Annotated in this window: 14 protein-coding genes and 1 pseudogene; 9 read left to right on the top strand and 6 right to left on the bottom strand. The window is 71.9% G+C overall.

Annotated features, from left to right (window positions below; all coding sequences use genetic code 11):
• Positions 1-348 precede the first annotated feature (348 nt).
• Positions 349-1,797: a sensor histidine kinase gene (locus ACI6PP_RS20900; protein ID WP_421113634.1), complete on the bottom strand. Its 1,449-nt coding sequence runs from the start codon at positions 1,795-1,797 to the stop codon at positions 349-351.
• Entirely contained in the window at positions 1,794-2,495 is a 702-nt protein-coding gene (locus ACI6PP_RS20905; RefSeq protein ID WP_421113647.1) for a response regulator transcription factor, read from the bottom strand. The genes ACI6PP_RS20900 and ACI6PP_RS20905 overlap by 4 nt, the downstream gene beginning before the upstream one ends.
• Before the next feature lie 186 nt (positions 2,496-2,681).
• On the opposite strand from ACI6PP_RS20905, the gene ACI6PP_RS20910 reads away from it, so the two are divergent.
• The 7 genes from ACI6PP_RS20910 (at position 2,682) to mnhG (ending at position 9,199) form a co-directional block, all read left to right on the top strand.
• Entirely contained in the window at positions 2,682-2,942 is a 261-nt protein-coding gene (locus tag ACI6PP_RS20910) for a GlsB/YeaQ/YmgE family stress response membrane protein (protein ID WP_421113635.1), read from the top strand.
• Between the two features lie 148 nt (positions 2,943-3,090).
• Positions 3,091-5,976 carry a Na+/H+ antiporter subunit A gene (locus tag ACI6PP_RS20915; RefSeq protein ID WP_421113636.1) on the top strand — a complete coding sequence of 962 codons (2,886 nt, stop codon included), beginning with the start codon at positions 3,091-3,093 and terminating at the stop codon, positions 5,974-5,976.
• Positions 5,973-6,401, top strand: coding sequence for a Na(+)/H(+) antiporter subunit C (locus ACI6PP_RS20920; protein WP_421113637.1), 429 nt, complete (start codon positions 5,973-5,975; stop codon positions 6,399-6,401). The genes ACI6PP_RS20915 and ACI6PP_RS20920 overlap by 4 nt, the downstream gene beginning before the upstream one ends.
• On the top strand, positions 6,398-8,002 hold the full coding sequence (locus ACI6PP_RS20925) for a Na+/H+ antiporter subunit D (protein ID WP_421113638.1): 1,605 nt from the start codon (positions 6,398-6,400) through the stop codon (positions 8,000-8,002). Before ACI6PP_RS20920 ends, ACI6PP_RS20925 begins: the two co-directional genes overlap by 4 nt.
• Positions 8,002-8,562, top strand: coding sequence for a Na+/H+ antiporter subunit E (locus ACI6PP_RS20930; protein WP_421113639.1), 561 nt, complete (start codon positions 8,002-8,004; stop codon positions 8,560-8,562). The genes ACI6PP_RS20925 and ACI6PP_RS20930 overlap by 1 nt, the downstream gene beginning before the upstream one ends.
• Positions 8,559-8,843, top strand: a complete 285-nt coding sequence (locus tag ACI6PP_RS20935) for an MrpF/PhaF family protein (protein ID WP_421113640.1) — start codon at positions 8,559-8,561, stop codon at positions 8,841-8,843. The genes ACI6PP_RS20930 and ACI6PP_RS20935 overlap by 4 nt, the downstream gene beginning before the upstream one ends.
• Positions 8,840-9,199: a monovalent cation/H(+) antiporter subunit G gene (gene mnhG / locus ACI6PP_RS20940; protein ID WP_421113641.1), complete on the top strand. Its 360-nt coding sequence runs from the start codon at positions 8,840-8,842 to the stop codon at positions 9,197-9,199. Before ACI6PP_RS20935 ends, mnhG begins: the two co-directional genes overlap by 4 nt.
• On the opposite strand, the gene ACI6PP_RS20945 is transcribed toward mnhG, so the two are convergent.
• The gene (locus tag ACI6PP_RS20945) at positions 9,196-9,564 is read right to left on the bottom strand and encodes a winged helix-turn-helix transcriptional regulator (RefSeq protein WP_421113642.1); all 369 of its coding nucleotides are present in this window, start codon (positions 9,562-9,564) and stop codon (positions 9,196-9,198) included. The two genes, mnhG and ACI6PP_RS20945, sit on opposite strands and share 4 nt — an antisense overlap.
• Positions 9,565-9,644: 80 nt before the next feature.
• Between ACI6PP_RS20945 and ACI6PP_RS20950 the strand changes: the two genes are divergently transcribed.
• The gene (locus ACI6PP_RS20950; RefSeq protein WP_421113643.1) at positions 9,645-10,055 is read left to right on the top strand and encodes a RidA family protein; all 411 of its coding nucleotides are present in this window, start codon (positions 9,645-9,647) and stop codon (positions 10,053-10,055) included.
• A gap of 4 nt (positions 10,056-10,059) precedes the next feature.
• Here ACI6PP_RS20950 and ACI6PP_RS20955 read toward each other — a convergent pair whose 3' ends face one another.
• Complete coding sequence (locus tag ACI6PP_RS20955; RefSeq protein ID WP_421113644.1) at positions 10,060-11,493, bottom strand: diguanylate cyclase; 1,434 nt, start codon at positions 11,491-11,493, stop codon at positions 10,060-10,062.
• 89 nt (positions 11,494-11,582) lie between these two features.
• Here ACI6PP_RS20955 and ACI6PP_RS20960 point away from each other — a divergent pair, with 89 nt between their 5' ends.
• Positions 11,583-12,383: an exodeoxyribonuclease III gene (locus ACI6PP_RS20960; RefSeq protein ID WP_421113645.1), complete on the top strand. Its 801-nt coding sequence runs from the start codon at positions 11,583-11,585 to the stop codon at positions 12,381-12,383.
• 90 nt (positions 12,384-12,473) lie between these two features.
• Here the strand turns inward: ACI6PP_RS20960 and ACI6PP_RS20965 are convergent, their stop codons facing one another.
• Both ACI6PP_RS20965 and ACI6PP_RS20970 read right to left on the bottom strand, forming a co-directional pair.
• Positions 12,474-13,760 carry a class I SAM-dependent methyltransferase gene (locus tag ACI6PP_RS20965; RefSeq protein ID WP_421113646.1) on the bottom strand — a complete coding sequence of 429 codons (1,287 nt, stop codon included), beginning with the start codon at positions 13,758-13,760 and terminating at the stop codon, positions 12,474-12,476.
• A pseudogene (locus ACI6PP_RS20970) lies at positions 13,757-14,040 on the bottom strand (FAD-binding protein); the annotation flags it as partial. The pseudogene ACI6PP_RS20970 and the gene ACI6PP_RS20965, both read right to left, overlap by 4 nt.

A 14,040-nucleotide genomic window follows, 5' to 3' on the forward strand; every position in this document is an offset into this window, starting at 1 on the left:
GCCGGTGCCCACGACCGCCACCAGCCGGCACCTCGATGCCGATTCTCACGTCCCGCAGACCGAGGAATCGGCGTATGACCAGCCCACGCGGCCATAGGCCGATTCCTTTGCCGGGCCGCGCCGGATCGACCGAGGAATCGAGGTCGTGGTCCGTATCGGGGCCGAACCTCGACTCTCCCGTGCACGGGGCGGGGAGGGCGGCAGCGCGGGACGGGCCGGTGCCCACGACCGCCACCAGCCGGCACCTCGATGCCGATTCTCACGTCCCGCAGACCGAGGAATCGGCGTATGGCCAGCCCACGCGGCCATACGCCGATTCTCTGGTCCGGCCGCGGCGGACCGACCCCGTCAGTCCACCGGCAGGCGGACGGTGAAGGTGGCGCCCTCACCGGGGGCGGTGCGGAGGTCGACGCGGCCGCCGTGGGCCTCGACGAGGGCCGAGACGATGGACAGGCCCAGACCGCTGCCGCCGGCGGCGCGGGTGCGGGAGCGCTCGGCGCGGTAGAAGCGCTCGAAGACGCGGCCGGCGTCCTCGGCGGACATGCCGGGTCCCTTGTCGCGCACGACGACGACACCCTCGCCGCCCTCGACGCCCACCGACACGCTCACCGGCGTGCCGGGCGGGGTGTGCACGAGGGCGTTGCGCACGAGGTTGCCGAGCACCTGGCGGAGCCGGTTCGCGTCGCCGCGGACGACGACGTGGCCCGCGCTGGCGACGCGCACGACGGGCCGGTCGGGGTCGGTGGCGCGGGCGTCCTGCACGACCTCCTCGGCGAGCGGGACGAGGTCGACGGGGCCGAGGTCGAGCGGGCGGTCCTGGTCCATGCGCGCCAGGACGAGCAGGTCCTCGACGAGCAGGCCCATCCGCGCCGACTCCGAGGAGATCCGCTCCATGAACCGGTCCGTGGTGTCGCGGTCGGGAGCGCCCCCCTGGCCGTAGAGGTCGGCGAAGCCGCGGATCGACGTCAGCGGCGTGCGCAGCTCGTGGCTCGCGTCGGCGACGAACCGCCGCATCCGCTGCTCGGAGTCGCGGGCGGAGTCGGCGGCCTCCTCGCGCGAGCGGACGGCGTCCTCGATCTGCACGAGCATCTGGTTGATCGCGAGCGACAGCCCGCCCACCTCGGTGCGCGGGTCGAGGTCGGGGACGCGGGCCGACAGGTCGCCCGCGGCGATCGCGCCGGCCGTCCGCTCCACCTCCACGAGCGGACGAAGGCTGCTGCGGACGACGAGGTAGCCCGCGCCGCCGAGCAGCACGGCGACGAGCGCCGCGACCGCGGTCTCGATCAGCGCCAGGCGCGAGACGGTGGCGTCGACGTCGTCGAGGTCGATGGCGACGACGACGCTGTCGCCGTTGTCGAGCGGGCGGACGACCACGCGCCAGTCGCTGCCGCCGCCCTCGGACCCGACGGTGAACGGCTGGGTGCCGAGGTCGGACACCCGGTCGGCGTCGAGGTCTCCCAGCGCCGGCAGCTCGCGGGCGTCGCGGCGGTCGTCCGAGCGGCGGTCGACCACGGTGCCGTCGGCGTCGACGTACTCCACGAACAGGGGACTCGGCAGCTGCGGACGGTCGCCGTCCCCGTCCGGGTCACGCATCGGCGGCGGCGTGCTGAAGGACTGGTAGCCGAACCGGCGGCCCTGCTCCTGCAGCTGGTCGTCGACGCGCGCCACGAGCGAGCGCTCGAGCACCACGTTGGCGACGACGGCCGTGACGGCCAGACCGAGCACCACCGACAGCACCAGGATCGCGACCAGCCGGACGCGCAACGGGAGCGCGGCGGCCCGCTCCCGCACGCTCACCGCGGCAGCCGCATCACGTAGCCGAACCCGCGGACGGTGTGCAGCAGGCGCGGCTCGGTGGTGTCGACCTTGCGGCGCAGGTACGACACGTAGGTCTCGACGACGTTGCCGTCGCCGCCGAAGTCGTACTGCCAGACGTGGTCCAGGATCTGCTGCTTGGACAGCACCCGACCCACGTTCTGCAGCAGGTAGCGCAGCAGGTTGAACTCGGTCGGCGACAGCTCGACGAGCGCGCCGGCCTTGCGGACCTCGTGGCTGTCGGTGTCCATCTCGAGGTCGGCGAGCGCGAGCACGGCACCGGACGACGGCGTCGCGCCACCCTTGGCCCGTCGCAGCACGGCGCGCACCCGCGCCACCAGCTCCTCGAGGCTGAACGGCTTGGCGACGTAGTCGTCGCCGCCGACCGTCAGGCCCGCGACGCGGTCCGAGCCGGCGTCACGCGCCGTGAGGAAGATGACGGGCACCTCGTCGCCGCCGCTCCGCAGCCGGCGCACCACTTCGAAGCCGTCGACGTCGGGCATCATCACGTCGAGCACGACGAGGTCCGGTCGCTGCGCGGCCGCCTTGTCGAGTGCGGCCTGACCGCCCTCGGCGGTCTCGACCTCGAAGCCGGCGAACCGCAGGCTCGCGGCGAGGAGCTCGAGGATGCTCGGCTCGTCGTCCACGACGAGCAGGCGGGCGGGGACGTCGTCGGTCATCGGCACGGCCCCATCATCGCCCGCGAGCCTGGGTGTGACCCGGACGATCGCTGTGAGAACGCTGTGACCGGGCAAACTCCGAGCCGCCGTCCGGAACTTCTCGTTGGGCCCTTTCGTTCCCGGGCCCCTAGTGTGTGGGGCGGGTCCTCGGGGACCACACCCGTCCACCACAGAGAGGCACCACCCATGGGAATCATCGGATTCATCATCGTCGGACTGATCGCCGGCTTCATCGCGCGCGCCATCGTCCCCGGAAACGACAGCATGGGGATCATCGCGACGATCATCCTCGGCATGGTCGGCTCGTTCGTCGGAGGCTTCCTCGGCTCGCTGATCTTCGGTGGCAACATCGACATCAGCGCCTCGGGCATCATCGGCTCGATCATCGGCGCCATCGTCGCGCTGCTGGTCTACAACGCCGTCACCGGACGCAAGAAGGTCGCCTGACCTCACCGGTCCACCGGACCGACAGAGCTGTTCGACACCCACCGCGCGCCTCGGGGCCGCGGTGGGTGTCGTCTGTCACCCGAGCCCGTGCCCGCGATCGACGCCCGCCGTCGTCGGCAGCCCGTCAGGATAGGATCAGGACCGACTCATGCTGCTCCTCGTCGTCCTCCACCTCGTCGCTGCAGCAGTCGCGCCTGCGCTCACCCGTCTGCTCGACCGCAGGGCCTTCCTGGTCCTGGCGCTCGTCCCCGCCGGATCGCTCGTCTGGATCCTGACGCAGACCGCCACCGTCACCGGCGCCGACGCCCGTCCCGTCGAGCAGGTCACCCCCTGGGTGCCCGCGCTCCGGATGGAGCTCGCGTTCTCCCTCGACACGCTGTCGTGGTTCCTCGCCGTCCTCGTCACCGGGGTCGGCGCGCTCGTCCTGGTCTACTGCGCCTGGTACTTCCGTGAGGGCGACCCCGAGATCTGGCGGTTCTCCGCCGTCCTGACCGGCTTCGCCGGCTCGATGCTCGGGCTCGTGCTCTCCGAGGACTTCCTGCTCCTGTTCATCTTCTGGGAGCTCACCACCGTCTTCTCCTACCTGCTCGTCGGTCACAACCCCGAGCGCAAGGCCAACCGTCGCGCCGCCATGAGCGCGCTGATCGTCACCACGTTCGGCGGCCTGTCGATGCTGGTGGGCATCATCGTGCTGGGCCAGCGGGTGGGCAGCTACCGGATCTCCGAGATCGTCGCCGCCGAGCCGACGGGCGCCGCGGTCACCGCCGCGGTCGCGCTGATCCTGGTGGGCGCGGTGTCCAAGTCCGCGCTCGTGCCGTTCCACTTCTGGCTGCCCGGCGCGATGGCCGCACCCACCCCCGTCAGCGCCTACCTGCACGCCGCGGCCATGGTCAAGGCCGGCATCTTCCTGGTCGCGCTGCTCGCCCCCGCGTTCGCCGACGACCCGATCTGGCGTCCGTCGCTGCTCGTGCTCGGCGTCCTCACCATGCTCGTCGGCGGTCTGCGCGCGCTGCGTCAGCACGACGTCAAGCTGCTGCTCGCGTACGGCACCGTCAGCCAGCTCGGCTTCCTGATGGCCATCGTCGCGCTCGGTACCCGCAACGCCGCGCTCGCGGGCGTCGCGATGATCTGCGCGCACGCCCTGTTCAAGGCGGCCCTGTTCATGGTGGTCGGCATCGTCGACCGCACCTGCGGCACCCGCGACCTGCGCGAGCTCACCGGCCTCGCGCGACGGATGCCCGTGCTGCTCGTCGTCACCGTCCTGTCGGCCGCCTCCATGGCCGGCCTGCCCCCGCTCGCCGGGTTCGTCGCCAAGGAGACGGTGTTCGCCTCCTTCGAGGAGGTCGCCCACGGCGAGGGCGGCACGGGCCTGGCCCCGTGGGTCGGCTGGGTCGCCCTGGCGGGCCTCGTGGTCGGCTCCCTGCTCACCGTCGCCTACAGCGCACGGTTCGTCTGGGGCGTGTTCGCCGACAAGGTCGGCGCCGAGCTGCCGCGCGAGCCCGCCCGCATCCCGGCCGGGTTCCTGGCCCCCGCCGTCGTGCTTGCTGCCGCCAGCCTCGTCGTCGGGTTCCTCGGTGCCCCCTGGACGAGCCTCGCCGAGGGCTACTCCACCGACTTCCCCGCCGGCGAGTCGCAGGAGTACCTCGCGCTCTGGCACGGGTTCGAGCTGCCGCTGCTGCTCTCGGCGATCGCGGTGGTCGGCGGCGTCGTGCTCCACCTGCAGCGCTACCGCACCGAGGTGCTCCAGGCGCAGTTCACGCACCTGCCCGACGCCGAGCGTGCCTACCAGTGGGGCATGCGCGGCGTCGACCGCCTGGCCGTCGAGGTCACCGGTGCCACCCAGCGAGGCTCCCTGCCCATCTACCTCGGCACCATCGTCCTGGCGCTCGTGCTCGTGCCGGGCACCGCGCTCGTGATGGCCCACGACGGCTTCGGCGACGTCGTCGCGTGGCAGAACCCCGCGCAGGCCGTCGTCGCGGCGATCATGGCCGCCGCCGCGATCGCCGCCGTCCGGTCGCGCAAGCGGCTCAAGGCCGTCATCCTCGTCGGCGTCGTCGGCTACGGGATGGCCGTGATGTTCGTCCTGCACGGCGCCCCCGACCTCGGCCTCACCCAGGTGCTGGTCGAGACCGTCACCCTCGTGATCATCCTGCTGGTGCTGCGCCGGTTGCCCGCCTACTTCTCCGACCGCCCGCTGACGATCGCGCGCTGGTGGCGGGTGACCATCGGCGTCCTGGCCGGCGTCGCCGTCGGCGGGTACGCCCTGGCGGCCTCCGGCTCGCGCACGCTCGACCCCGTCTCGGACGCGTTCGCGCGGGAGGCCTACGACTTCGGCGGCGGCGAGAACGTCGTCAACGTGACGCTGGTCGACATCCGGGCGTGGGACACGATGGGCGAGCTGTCGGTGCTCGTCGTCGCGGCCACCGGCGTCGCGAGCCTGATCTTCCTCATCACCGGCCGGACCGGACGCGTGCGTCCCGACGAGGCCATCGACAACCCCAGCCGCTGGCTGCGCGCGGGCCGCACGCTCTCGCACGAGCGGCGCTCGGTGATCTTCGAGATCGTCACCCGCCTGGTCTTCCACATGATCATGGTGTTCTCGCTGTTCCTGGTGTTCTCCGGGCACAACGAGCCCGGCGGCGGGTTCGCCGGCGGGCTCATCGGCGGTCTGGCGCTGATGGTGCGCTACCTCGCAGGTGGGCGCCACGAGCTCGACGAGGCCGCCCCCGTCGACGCCGGGCACCTGATGGGCCTCGGCCTGGTGATCGCCACGATCTCGGCGCTCGCACCCCTGCTGTTCGGCGGCGAGGTGCTGCAGACCGCGGTGCTCGAGGGCACCTTCGGGTGGCTCGGTGACATCAAGCTGGTCACGTCGCTGTTCTTCGACTTCGGCGTCTACCTCGTCGTGATCGGCCTGATGCTCGACGTGCTGCGCAGCCTCGGTGGCGGCATCGACCGCGGCGCGGTCGAGGACGACCCCGAGGTGGACGACCCCGCCCACGCCGACGCCGCACCCGCGGAGGGCCTCTCGTGACCACCAACCTCACCCTCGTGATCCTGATGGCGATCCTCGTCGCCTGCGGCGTCACCCTGATGCTCGAGCGGAGCCTCACCCGGATCCTGGTCGGCGTGCTGCTGCTCAGCAACGGCGTCAACCTGTTCTTCATCATCGCGTCGGGCCCGGCGGGCCAGCCGCCCGTCCTCGGGTCGGTCGGGCCGGGGCGCATGAGCGACCCGCTGCCCCAGGCGATGGTGCTCACCGCCATCGTCATCACGCTCGGCGTCTCGGCGTTCCTGCTGGCGATGGCCTACCGCTCCTGGCAGCTCGGCGGCGACGACGAGGTGCAGGACGACGTCGAGGACGCGCTGATCACCCGGCTCGCCGAGCGTGACGAGGTCTCGTCCACGTTCGACGACAGCTCCGACGGCGAGCTCGACGAGGAGGGTGCGGACACATGAGCATCACCATGATCATCCCGCTCCCGGTCGTGCTGCCCCTGCTCGGCGCCGGGCTCTGCCTGGTGTTCGGGCGCTCGGCGCGCGCGCAGCGGCTCATCAGCTTCGGCGTGCTCAGCGCCGTCGTCGTCATCGCGGCCGTGCTGCTCGTGCGCGCCGACGCCGACGGCCCGCAGGTGGTGAACCTCGGCGGCTGGCCCGCCGAGCTCGGCATCAGCCTGGTGGCCGACCGGCTGTCGGCGCTCATGCTGCTGGTGTCGTCGATCGTCACGCTGTGCGTGCTCGCGTACTCCCTGGGGCAGGGCGTCATCGAGTTCGGCCGCGACACCCCGCTCTCGGTGTACTTCCCGACGTTCCTGGTGCTCAGCGCGGGCGTCTCCAACGCGTTCCTGTCCGGCGACCTGTTCAACCTGTTCGTCGGCTTCGAGGTGCTGCTGTCGGCCAGCTACGTGCTCATCACGCTCGGCGGCACGGGCCCGCGCGTGCGCGCCGGCACCACGTACGTCGTGGTGAGCCTGCTGTCGTCGATGCTGTTCCTGATCGCGATCGCCGCGACGTACGCCGCCGTCGGCACGGTCAACATGGCCGACGTCGCGCTGCGGATGGACTCGGTTCCGCCGGGCATCCAGACGGTGCTCCAGCTGCTGCTGCTCACCGCGTTCTCGATCAAGGCGGCGGTCTTCCCGCTGTCGGCCTGGCTCCCCGACAGCTACCCCACCGCCCCCGCGCCCGTCACCGCGGTGTTCGCCGGGCTGCTCACCAAGGTCGGCGTCTACGCGATCATCCGCACCCAGACGCTCCTGTTCCCCGACAGCCCGCTGAGCGACCTGCTGCTGTGGGCGGCGCTGCTGACGATGGTGATCGGCATCCTGGGAGCCGTCGCGCAGTCCGACATCAAGCGTTTGCTGTCGTTTACGCTCGTCAGCCACATCGGCTACATGATCTTCGGCGTCGCGCTCGGCACCGAGCTCGGCATGACCGGCGCCATCTTCTACGTCGTCCACCACATCACCGTCCAGACCACGCTGTTCCTGGTGGTCGGGCTGATCGAGGTCCGGGGCGGCAGCACGTCGCTCGACCGCCTCGGCGGCCTGGCCCGCGCCGCACCGCTGCTGGCGGTGATGTTCTTCATCCCGGCCATGAACCTCGGCGGCATCCCGCCGTTCTCGGGCTTCCTCGGCAAGGTGGCGCTCGTCCAGGGCGGCATCGACCGCGCCGGCTGGCTCTCCACGGTGGTCGTCGCCGGCTCCATCGTCACGAGCCTGCTCACGCTCTACGCGATCGCCAAGACGTGGAACCGCGCGTTCTGGCAGCCGGCGCCCGAGGACGTGGGCGACCTCGACCACAGCTGGTCGAGCGGCACCAAGTCCGGTGACCGCTGGGGCAGCGTCGACGCCCTGGCGGACGTCACCCGGCTGCCCACCGCGATGGTGGTCCCGACGCTCGTGCTCGTCGTGCTCAGCTCGGCGCTCACCGTCGTCGCCGGGCCGCTGTACGGGGTGAGCGAGCGCGCCGCCGTCGAGCTGCGGCAGCAGACGCCGTACATCTCGGCCGTGCTCGGCGAGGACGTCGCGACCCTTCCCGTCTTCGCGAGAGGCGACTGATGCCCCGCACCCGCTTCCAGCGCGCCAGGCTGAACTACCAGTGGCCCGTCATCCTGGGGCTCACCGCCGTGTGGATCATGCTCTGGGGCGACCTGTCGCTGTTCAACGTCGTGTGCGGGCTCCTCGTCGCGTTCTTCGTGCTGACGGTGTTCCCGCTGCCCCCGCTGCAGTTCTCCGGACGCGTCCGGCCGGTCGGCCTGCTGGTGCTCCTCGCGGTGTTCCTCGTCGACCTGGTCAAGGCCAGCGTCCAGGTGGCCGGCAAGGCGCTCGACCCGCGCTACCAGCCGTCCAACGCGATCATCGCGGTGCCGCTGCGCAGCCTGGCCGACGCGTACTTCCTGCTCACCGCCGAGCTCGTCTCGCTCGTGCCCGGCAGCCTGCTGCTGGAGTCCGACTACGGCGAGCGCACCCTGTACCTGCACGTGCTCGGCGCGCGTGACGACGCCGACGTCGAGAAGGCGCGCGAGGCCGTCTGGGCGCAGGAGCGTCGCGTGATGAAGGCGCTCGCGTCGGACGACGAGATGCGCGACTACGAGGCCGCCGTGAAGGAGTCGACGTGAGCACCTGGGTGATCGTGGTCTGCGTGGCGCTGCTGGGCGTCTCCGGCGTGCTGACCGTCGTCCGCATGGCGCTCGGCCCCACCACGCTCAACCGCACCATCGCGATGGACGTGCTCGTGGCCATCTGCGTGTGCGCGCTCGGCCTGGAGGCGGCGGTCAACCAGCACGCCACCACACTGCCGATCCTGGTGGCGCTGTCGCTGCTCGGCTTCGTCGGGTCGGTGAGCGTCGCTCGCTTCGCGGCCCGCGAGGAGAAGACCGAAGGACGTGACCACGCATGAGCTGGACCGACGTCGCCGACGCCGCCGCCGCGGTCTGCCTGATCGGCGGCTCCCTGCTGTCGCTGGCCGCCGCCGTGGGCATCGTCCGCTTCCCCGACCTGTTCAGCCGCATGCACGCCGCCACCAAGCCGCAGGTGCTCGGCCTGCTGCTCGTGCTGGTCGGGGTCGAGCTGCGGCTGCGGTCGGGCGAGGCCCTCGGCGTCATCGTGCTCGTCGCCCTGTTCCAGTTCATGACGGCGCCGGTCTCGGCCCACATGGTCGGGCGCGCCGCCTACCGCACGAGCCCGATCCGCACGGACCTGCTCGTCCGCGACGAGCTCGCCGAGCGGAACGACGACCGGGACGCCTCCTCCTAGGACACCCCGTCGAACCGGTCCCGCGCCCGTTCGATGTCGTCCATCGACGACGCCGCCCACTCGAGCAGCACGTCGACCGGGCGGCGCAGCGTCTTGCCCAGCGGGGTGATCGTGTACTCGACGCCCACGGGGCGCGTCGGGAGCACCTCGCGCTCCACGATGCCGTGCCGCTCGAGCCGGCGCAGCGTGGCCGTCAGCGACTTCTGGGTCACCGCCGGGATCGCGCGGCGCAGGTCGTTGAAGCGGCACGGACGCTCGCACAGCTGGTCGAGCACGCTCAGCGACCACTTGTCCAGCACCTGGTCGAGCAGCTCGCGGTGGGGCGCGGAGATCGTCGGCTCGGCGCCCTGGGTGGTGTCGTCCATGCAACCTGGTCTCGTTGAAGTGCCCTGCGTCGGGCGGGTATCAAGACGATACCTATAACCGACCGTTCCTGGGAGACCCGATGACCGTGCACCTGTCCACGCCCGGCGGCCTGCTGCAGCCCGCCCCGTACCACCACGTCGCCGTGGGCACGGGCTCGCGCCACGTGCACGTCGCCGGGCAGGTGGCGCGCACGGCCGACGGCTCCCCCGTCGCACCGGGCGACCTGGCCGGTCAGGTCGCGCACGTGCTGCGCAGCACCGCCACGGCCCTGGCCGGCGTGGGCGCGACCTTCGGCGACGTCGTGCGCCTGACGTTCTACGTCGCTCGCTGGTCGCCCGAGATGATCGGTGCCTTCATGGCGGGCGTCGAGTCCGTCGCTCCCGAGGTCGGGCTGCCCCTCCCGATGCCCCCGGCGTCGCTGATCGGCGTCGAGGTGCTCTTCGAGCCCGACGTGCTCGTCGAGGTCGAGGCCACCGCGGTGCTGGACTGACGGCTCAGGCGGGGTGCCCGGACCCGGTCAGGCGCTTGCGGGCGTACATGTCGGTGTCGGCCTGGGCGAGGAGGGCGTCGGTGTCGACGTGGCCGGGGCCGGCGTGCGCGACGCCGACCGAGGCCGTCACCCGGATCGCGACGGGACCCACGCGGATGGGGCGCGAGATGCGTCCCTCGAGCCGGGCCACCACGGTGGCGACGACCTCGGGGGTGATGTCGGCGAGCAGCACGACGAACTCGTCGCCGCCGATGCGGATGACGACGTCGTCGGGGCGCACCGACTCCTGCAGGCGGGTGCCGACCGCCTGCAGCGTCCGGTCGCCCGCGTGGTGGCCGTAGGTGTCGTTGACGCCCTTGAACCCGTCGACGTCGACGAACAGGACGGCCCCGCCCTCGCTCGACGCCTCGATGCGGCAGGCGAGCTGGTCGAGTCGCGCGTCGAGGACGCGACGGTTCCACAGGCCGGTGAGCTCGTCGCGCGTGGCCTGGCGGGCGAGCTCGTCGCCGAGGCGGCGGCGCTCGCCGATGTCGGCCACGTGGAGGATGGCGGTGGTGAGCTCGGCGGTGCTCGCGACCACGGCGCTCGTCACCCCGACCCAGCGCTGGGTGCCGTCGGCGTGCAGGGCCCGCAGCTGCAGCTCGTCCTGGGTGTCGGACACGATCGACGCGACGAGGTCGACGTCCTGGCCGGGCGCGACCAGCCGGCTCAGCGGCAGGGTGGCGAGCTCCTCGGGCGTGCGACCGAGCAGCTCGCAGAGCATCGGGTTGACGCGGCCGCCGACCACGCGGCCCGCGGTGTCGAGGTGCACCAGCGCCATCCCGTTGACGGCGTGGTCGAAGGCCATCCGGAACTCGCGCTCGTGGCGCCGCAGCCGCTCGGCGAGACGGGCGTGCGACAGCGCGATACCCGCCTGGCCGGCGAACAGCGCCAGGATCTCGGCCTGCTGGGCGTCGGGCACACGTCCCGACCGCGGCAGGTCGACGCCCAGGACGGCGTGCAGCACCCCGTCGTCGTCGCGCATCGGCGCCCACAGGGCGTCCATCGGGTGCCAGCCCCCGTCCTCGACCGGCTCGGGGAGGTCGGGCACCCAGGCGTCGACGTCGGCGGGCGCGTCGGCGTGGTGCAGGAAGATCAGGTCACCGAGCCGTGCGCCGAGGTCGAACTCGGCCTGGAGCTCGGCCACCGCCACGGGCTCCAGGTCGCTCACGTCGACGGCGGCCAGCGGGTTGTCGGGGTGGCCCGCCACCGCCTCGCAGTGCAGCATGCCGTCGCGGTGCAGCACGCGCACGACGGCGACGTCGAAGCCGGACACCGCCACGACGCCGTCGACGACCGCCTGGAGGGTCTCGGCGAAGGTGGTCCGGGTCTGGACGTGGCGCAGCGCCGCGAGGAGGTCGTGGACCGTCCCCGCGTCGTAGCCCTGCGCGCTCGTCATGTGCTGATCATGAGGCCCACCCGGGCCTACCACTACTTAAAATTGAGTATATAGCCCAGGTGGGCCATGCTCGGCACCCGTCTGGTTCGATGGACGACGTGCGCATCGCGACCTGGAACGTCAACTCCCTCCGCTCCCGCATCGACCGGGTGGCCGCGTTGCTCGAACGGTCCGACGTCGACGTGCTGGCCCTGCAGGAGACCAAGTGCCGCGAGGACCAGCTGCCGCGCGAGCGCCTGGAGTCGCTCGGCTACGAGGTCGCGCACCACGGCGTCTCGCAGTGGAACGGCGTCGCGGTGCTGTCGCGCGTGGGGCTCGACGACGTCGAGGTGGGCTTCGAGGGCGTGCCCGCGTACGGCGAGGAGCCCGTCGTCGAGGCCCGCGCGATCGGGGCGACCTGCGGCGGCGTGCGGGTGTGGAGCCTTTACGTGCCCAACGGCCGGGAGCTCGGCCACGCGCACTACGACTACAAGCTCGCCTGGCTCGACGCGCTGCGGGCCGCGGGGGCGTCCTGGCTGGCCGACGACCCGCAGGCGCACGTCGCGCTCGTCGGCGACTGGAACGTCGCCCCCACCGACGACGACGTCTGGGACGTGGCCGCGTTCGAGGGCCACACCCACGTGTCGGCTCCCGAGCGCGCGGCGTTCGCGTCCGTGGTGGACGCGGGGTTCGCCGACCTCGTCCGCCCCTACACGCCCGGCCCCGGCGTCTACACCTATTGGGACTACCAGCGCCTGCGCTTCGCCCGTCGCGAAGGCATGCGCATCGACTTCGTCCTCGGCTCCCCCGCCCTCGAGTCGCGCGTCACCGGAGCAGTCATCGACCGCGAGGAGCGCAAGGGCAAGGGCGCGTCCGACCACGCGCCGGTGATCGTCGAGCTGTCGGACTGAGGGCCGCGGACCACGGCAGGCGGTCGCGGACCACGGCGACCTCGCCGTGGTCCGCGACCGATCACCAGGAGACCCTGGTGAACGACCGGATCAGAACGACGGCCGCAGGGGGTAGTGCGCGTTGCCGGCGGCGTCGGGCTTGACGGCCAGCACCTGGTGGAGCTGGATCTCGTTGCGCTCGAAGCCCAGGCGGGAGCCGGCCATGTACAGGCCCCAGACCTTGGCGGTGCCCTCGCCGACCTCGGCGACGCACTCGTCCCAGTTCTCCTCCAGGTTGCGGCACCACCCGGCGAGCGTCAGGGCGTAGTGCTCGCGGAGGTTCTCCTCGTGACGCACCTCGAGCCCGATGTCCTGGATCTCGCTGACGATGCGGCCCGAACCGGTGAGCTCGCCGTCGGGGAAGACGTAGCGGTCGATGAACGCGCCGGTGTCCTTGGCGAGGTTGTCGGGGCGGGTGATGCAGTGGTTGAGCAGCCGGCCGCCCTCGCGCAGGCGGTCGTGAAGGAAGGCGAAGTAGGCCGGGTAGGCCTTGATGCCGATGTGCTCGGTGAGGCCGATCGAGCTGATCGCGTCGAAGCCGGTCTCGGCGACGTCGCGGTAGTCGCTGTGACGCACCTCGGCGCGACCGGTCAGGCCCTGGCGGTCGATCTCGGCCTGCGCCCACGCCGCCTGCTGCTGCGAGAGGGTGACGCCCACGGCGGTGACGCCGTACTCGCGGACGGCGTGGCGCACCATGCCGCCCCAGCCGCAGCCGATGTCGAGCAGGCGCTGTCCGGGCTGCAGGTCGAGCTTGCGGGCGACGAGGTCGTACTTCTCGGCCTGCGCCTCCTCCAGGCTCGCCTCGGCCTTGGGGAACACCGCGCACGTGTACGTCATCGACGGGCCGAGCACGAGCTCGTAGAACCGGTTGGAGACGTCGTAGTGGTGGTGGATCGCGACGGCGTCGCGGTTGCGGCTGTGCCGCAGGCCCTCGAGCGCACGACGCCAGCGCGGCAGGTGCTCCTGCGGCGGGGGCGGCGGCGGCTTGAGGTTGGCGATGCCCAGGCTGCGGACGATGCGCAGCGCCTCCGCCGCGGACGGCCGCGTGAAGTGCAGGTTGTTCATCAGCAGCGTCATGGCGTCGTACGGGTCGGCCGGGTGCACGCCGGTGACCTGCAGGTCGCCCGAGACGTACGCCCGCGCGACGCCGAGGTCGCCGGGCGCCGTCATGATGTACGCCAGGCCGCGCTCGTTGGCCAGGTGCAGGCGCACGTCGGAGTCGGCCGGTCCGGCCGAGCTGCCGTCGTACGCGGTGAAGGCGAACGGGGGTCCGCCGGGCATGAAGCGATCGATCGCCTCGCCGATGGTGATCTGGGTGCGGGTCTGGGTGCTCGTCATCGTCGTCGTACCGCTTTCTCGTACAGTCCGGTCAGCCGTCCGGCGGGGTCGTGACCGGCGCGCACCGCGCTGAGGGTCTCCCCGTCGTACAGACGGTCGAAGGTCTCGCGGTCGTAGTACGCGTCCGAGTACAGCGACTTGTGACCGTCCAACCGGGTGACAGTTTCCTCGATCAACTTGTTGGTGCCGCCGTCGGGGTCGTCCTCCCGCACGGGGACCGTGCCCCAGAAGCCGGCGTTGACGTACGTCTCGCCCGCCTCCAGGGGGTACAGGGGCCAGG

The organism is Solicola agrisoli (assembly GCF_049059935.1).
Classification (GTDB): Bacteria; Actinomycetota; Actinomycetes; order Propionibacteriales; family Nocardioidaceae; genus JAURVT01.

Bases quoted from the DNA above. Each gene is read 5' to 3' on its own strand.
- ACI6PP_RS20915 (WP_421113636.1), top strand. From the start codon at position 3,091: ATGCTGCTCCTCGTCGTCCTCCACCTCGTCGCTGCAGCAGTCGCGCCT.
- ACI6PP_RS20945 (WP_421113642.1), bottom strand. From the start codon at position 9,564: ATGGACGACACCACCCAGGGCGCCGAGCCGACGATCTCCGCGCCCCAC.
- ACI6PP_RS20950 (WP_421113643.1), top strand. From the start codon at position 9,645: ATGACCGTGCACCTGTCCACGCCCGGCGGCCTGCTGCAGCCCGCCCCG.
- mnhG (WP_421113641.1), top strand. From the start codon at position 8,840: ATGAGCTGGACCGACGTCGCCGACGCCGCCGCCGCGGTCTGCCTGATC.
- ACI6PP_RS20925 (WP_421113638.1), top strand. From the start codon at position 6,398: ATGAGCATCACCATGATCATCCCGCTCCCGGTCGTGCTGCCCCTGCTC.
- ACI6PP_RS20910 (WP_421113635.1), top strand. From the start codon at position 2,682: ATGGGAATCATCGGATTCATCATCGTCGGACTGATCGCCGGCTTCATC.
- ACI6PP_RS20930 (WP_421113639.1), top strand. From the start codon at position 8,002: ATGCCCCGCACCCGCTTCCAGCGCGCCAGGCTGAACTACCAGTGGCCC.
- ACI6PP_RS20955 (WP_421113644.1), bottom strand. From the start codon at position 11,493: ATGACGAGCGCGCAGGGCTACGACGCGGGGACGGTCCACGACCTCCTC.
- ACI6PP_RS20905 (WP_421113647.1), bottom strand. From the start codon at position 2,495: ATGACCGACGACGTCCCCGCCCGCCTGCTCGTCGTGGACGACGAGCCG.
- ACI6PP_RS20960 (WP_421113645.1), top strand. From the start codon at position 11,583: ATGGACGACGTGCGCATCGCGACCTGGAACGTCAACTCCCTCCGCTCC.
- ACI6PP_RS20965 (WP_421113646.1), bottom strand. From the start codon at position 13,760: ATGACGAGCACCCAGACCCGCACCCAGATCACCATCGGCGAGGCGATC.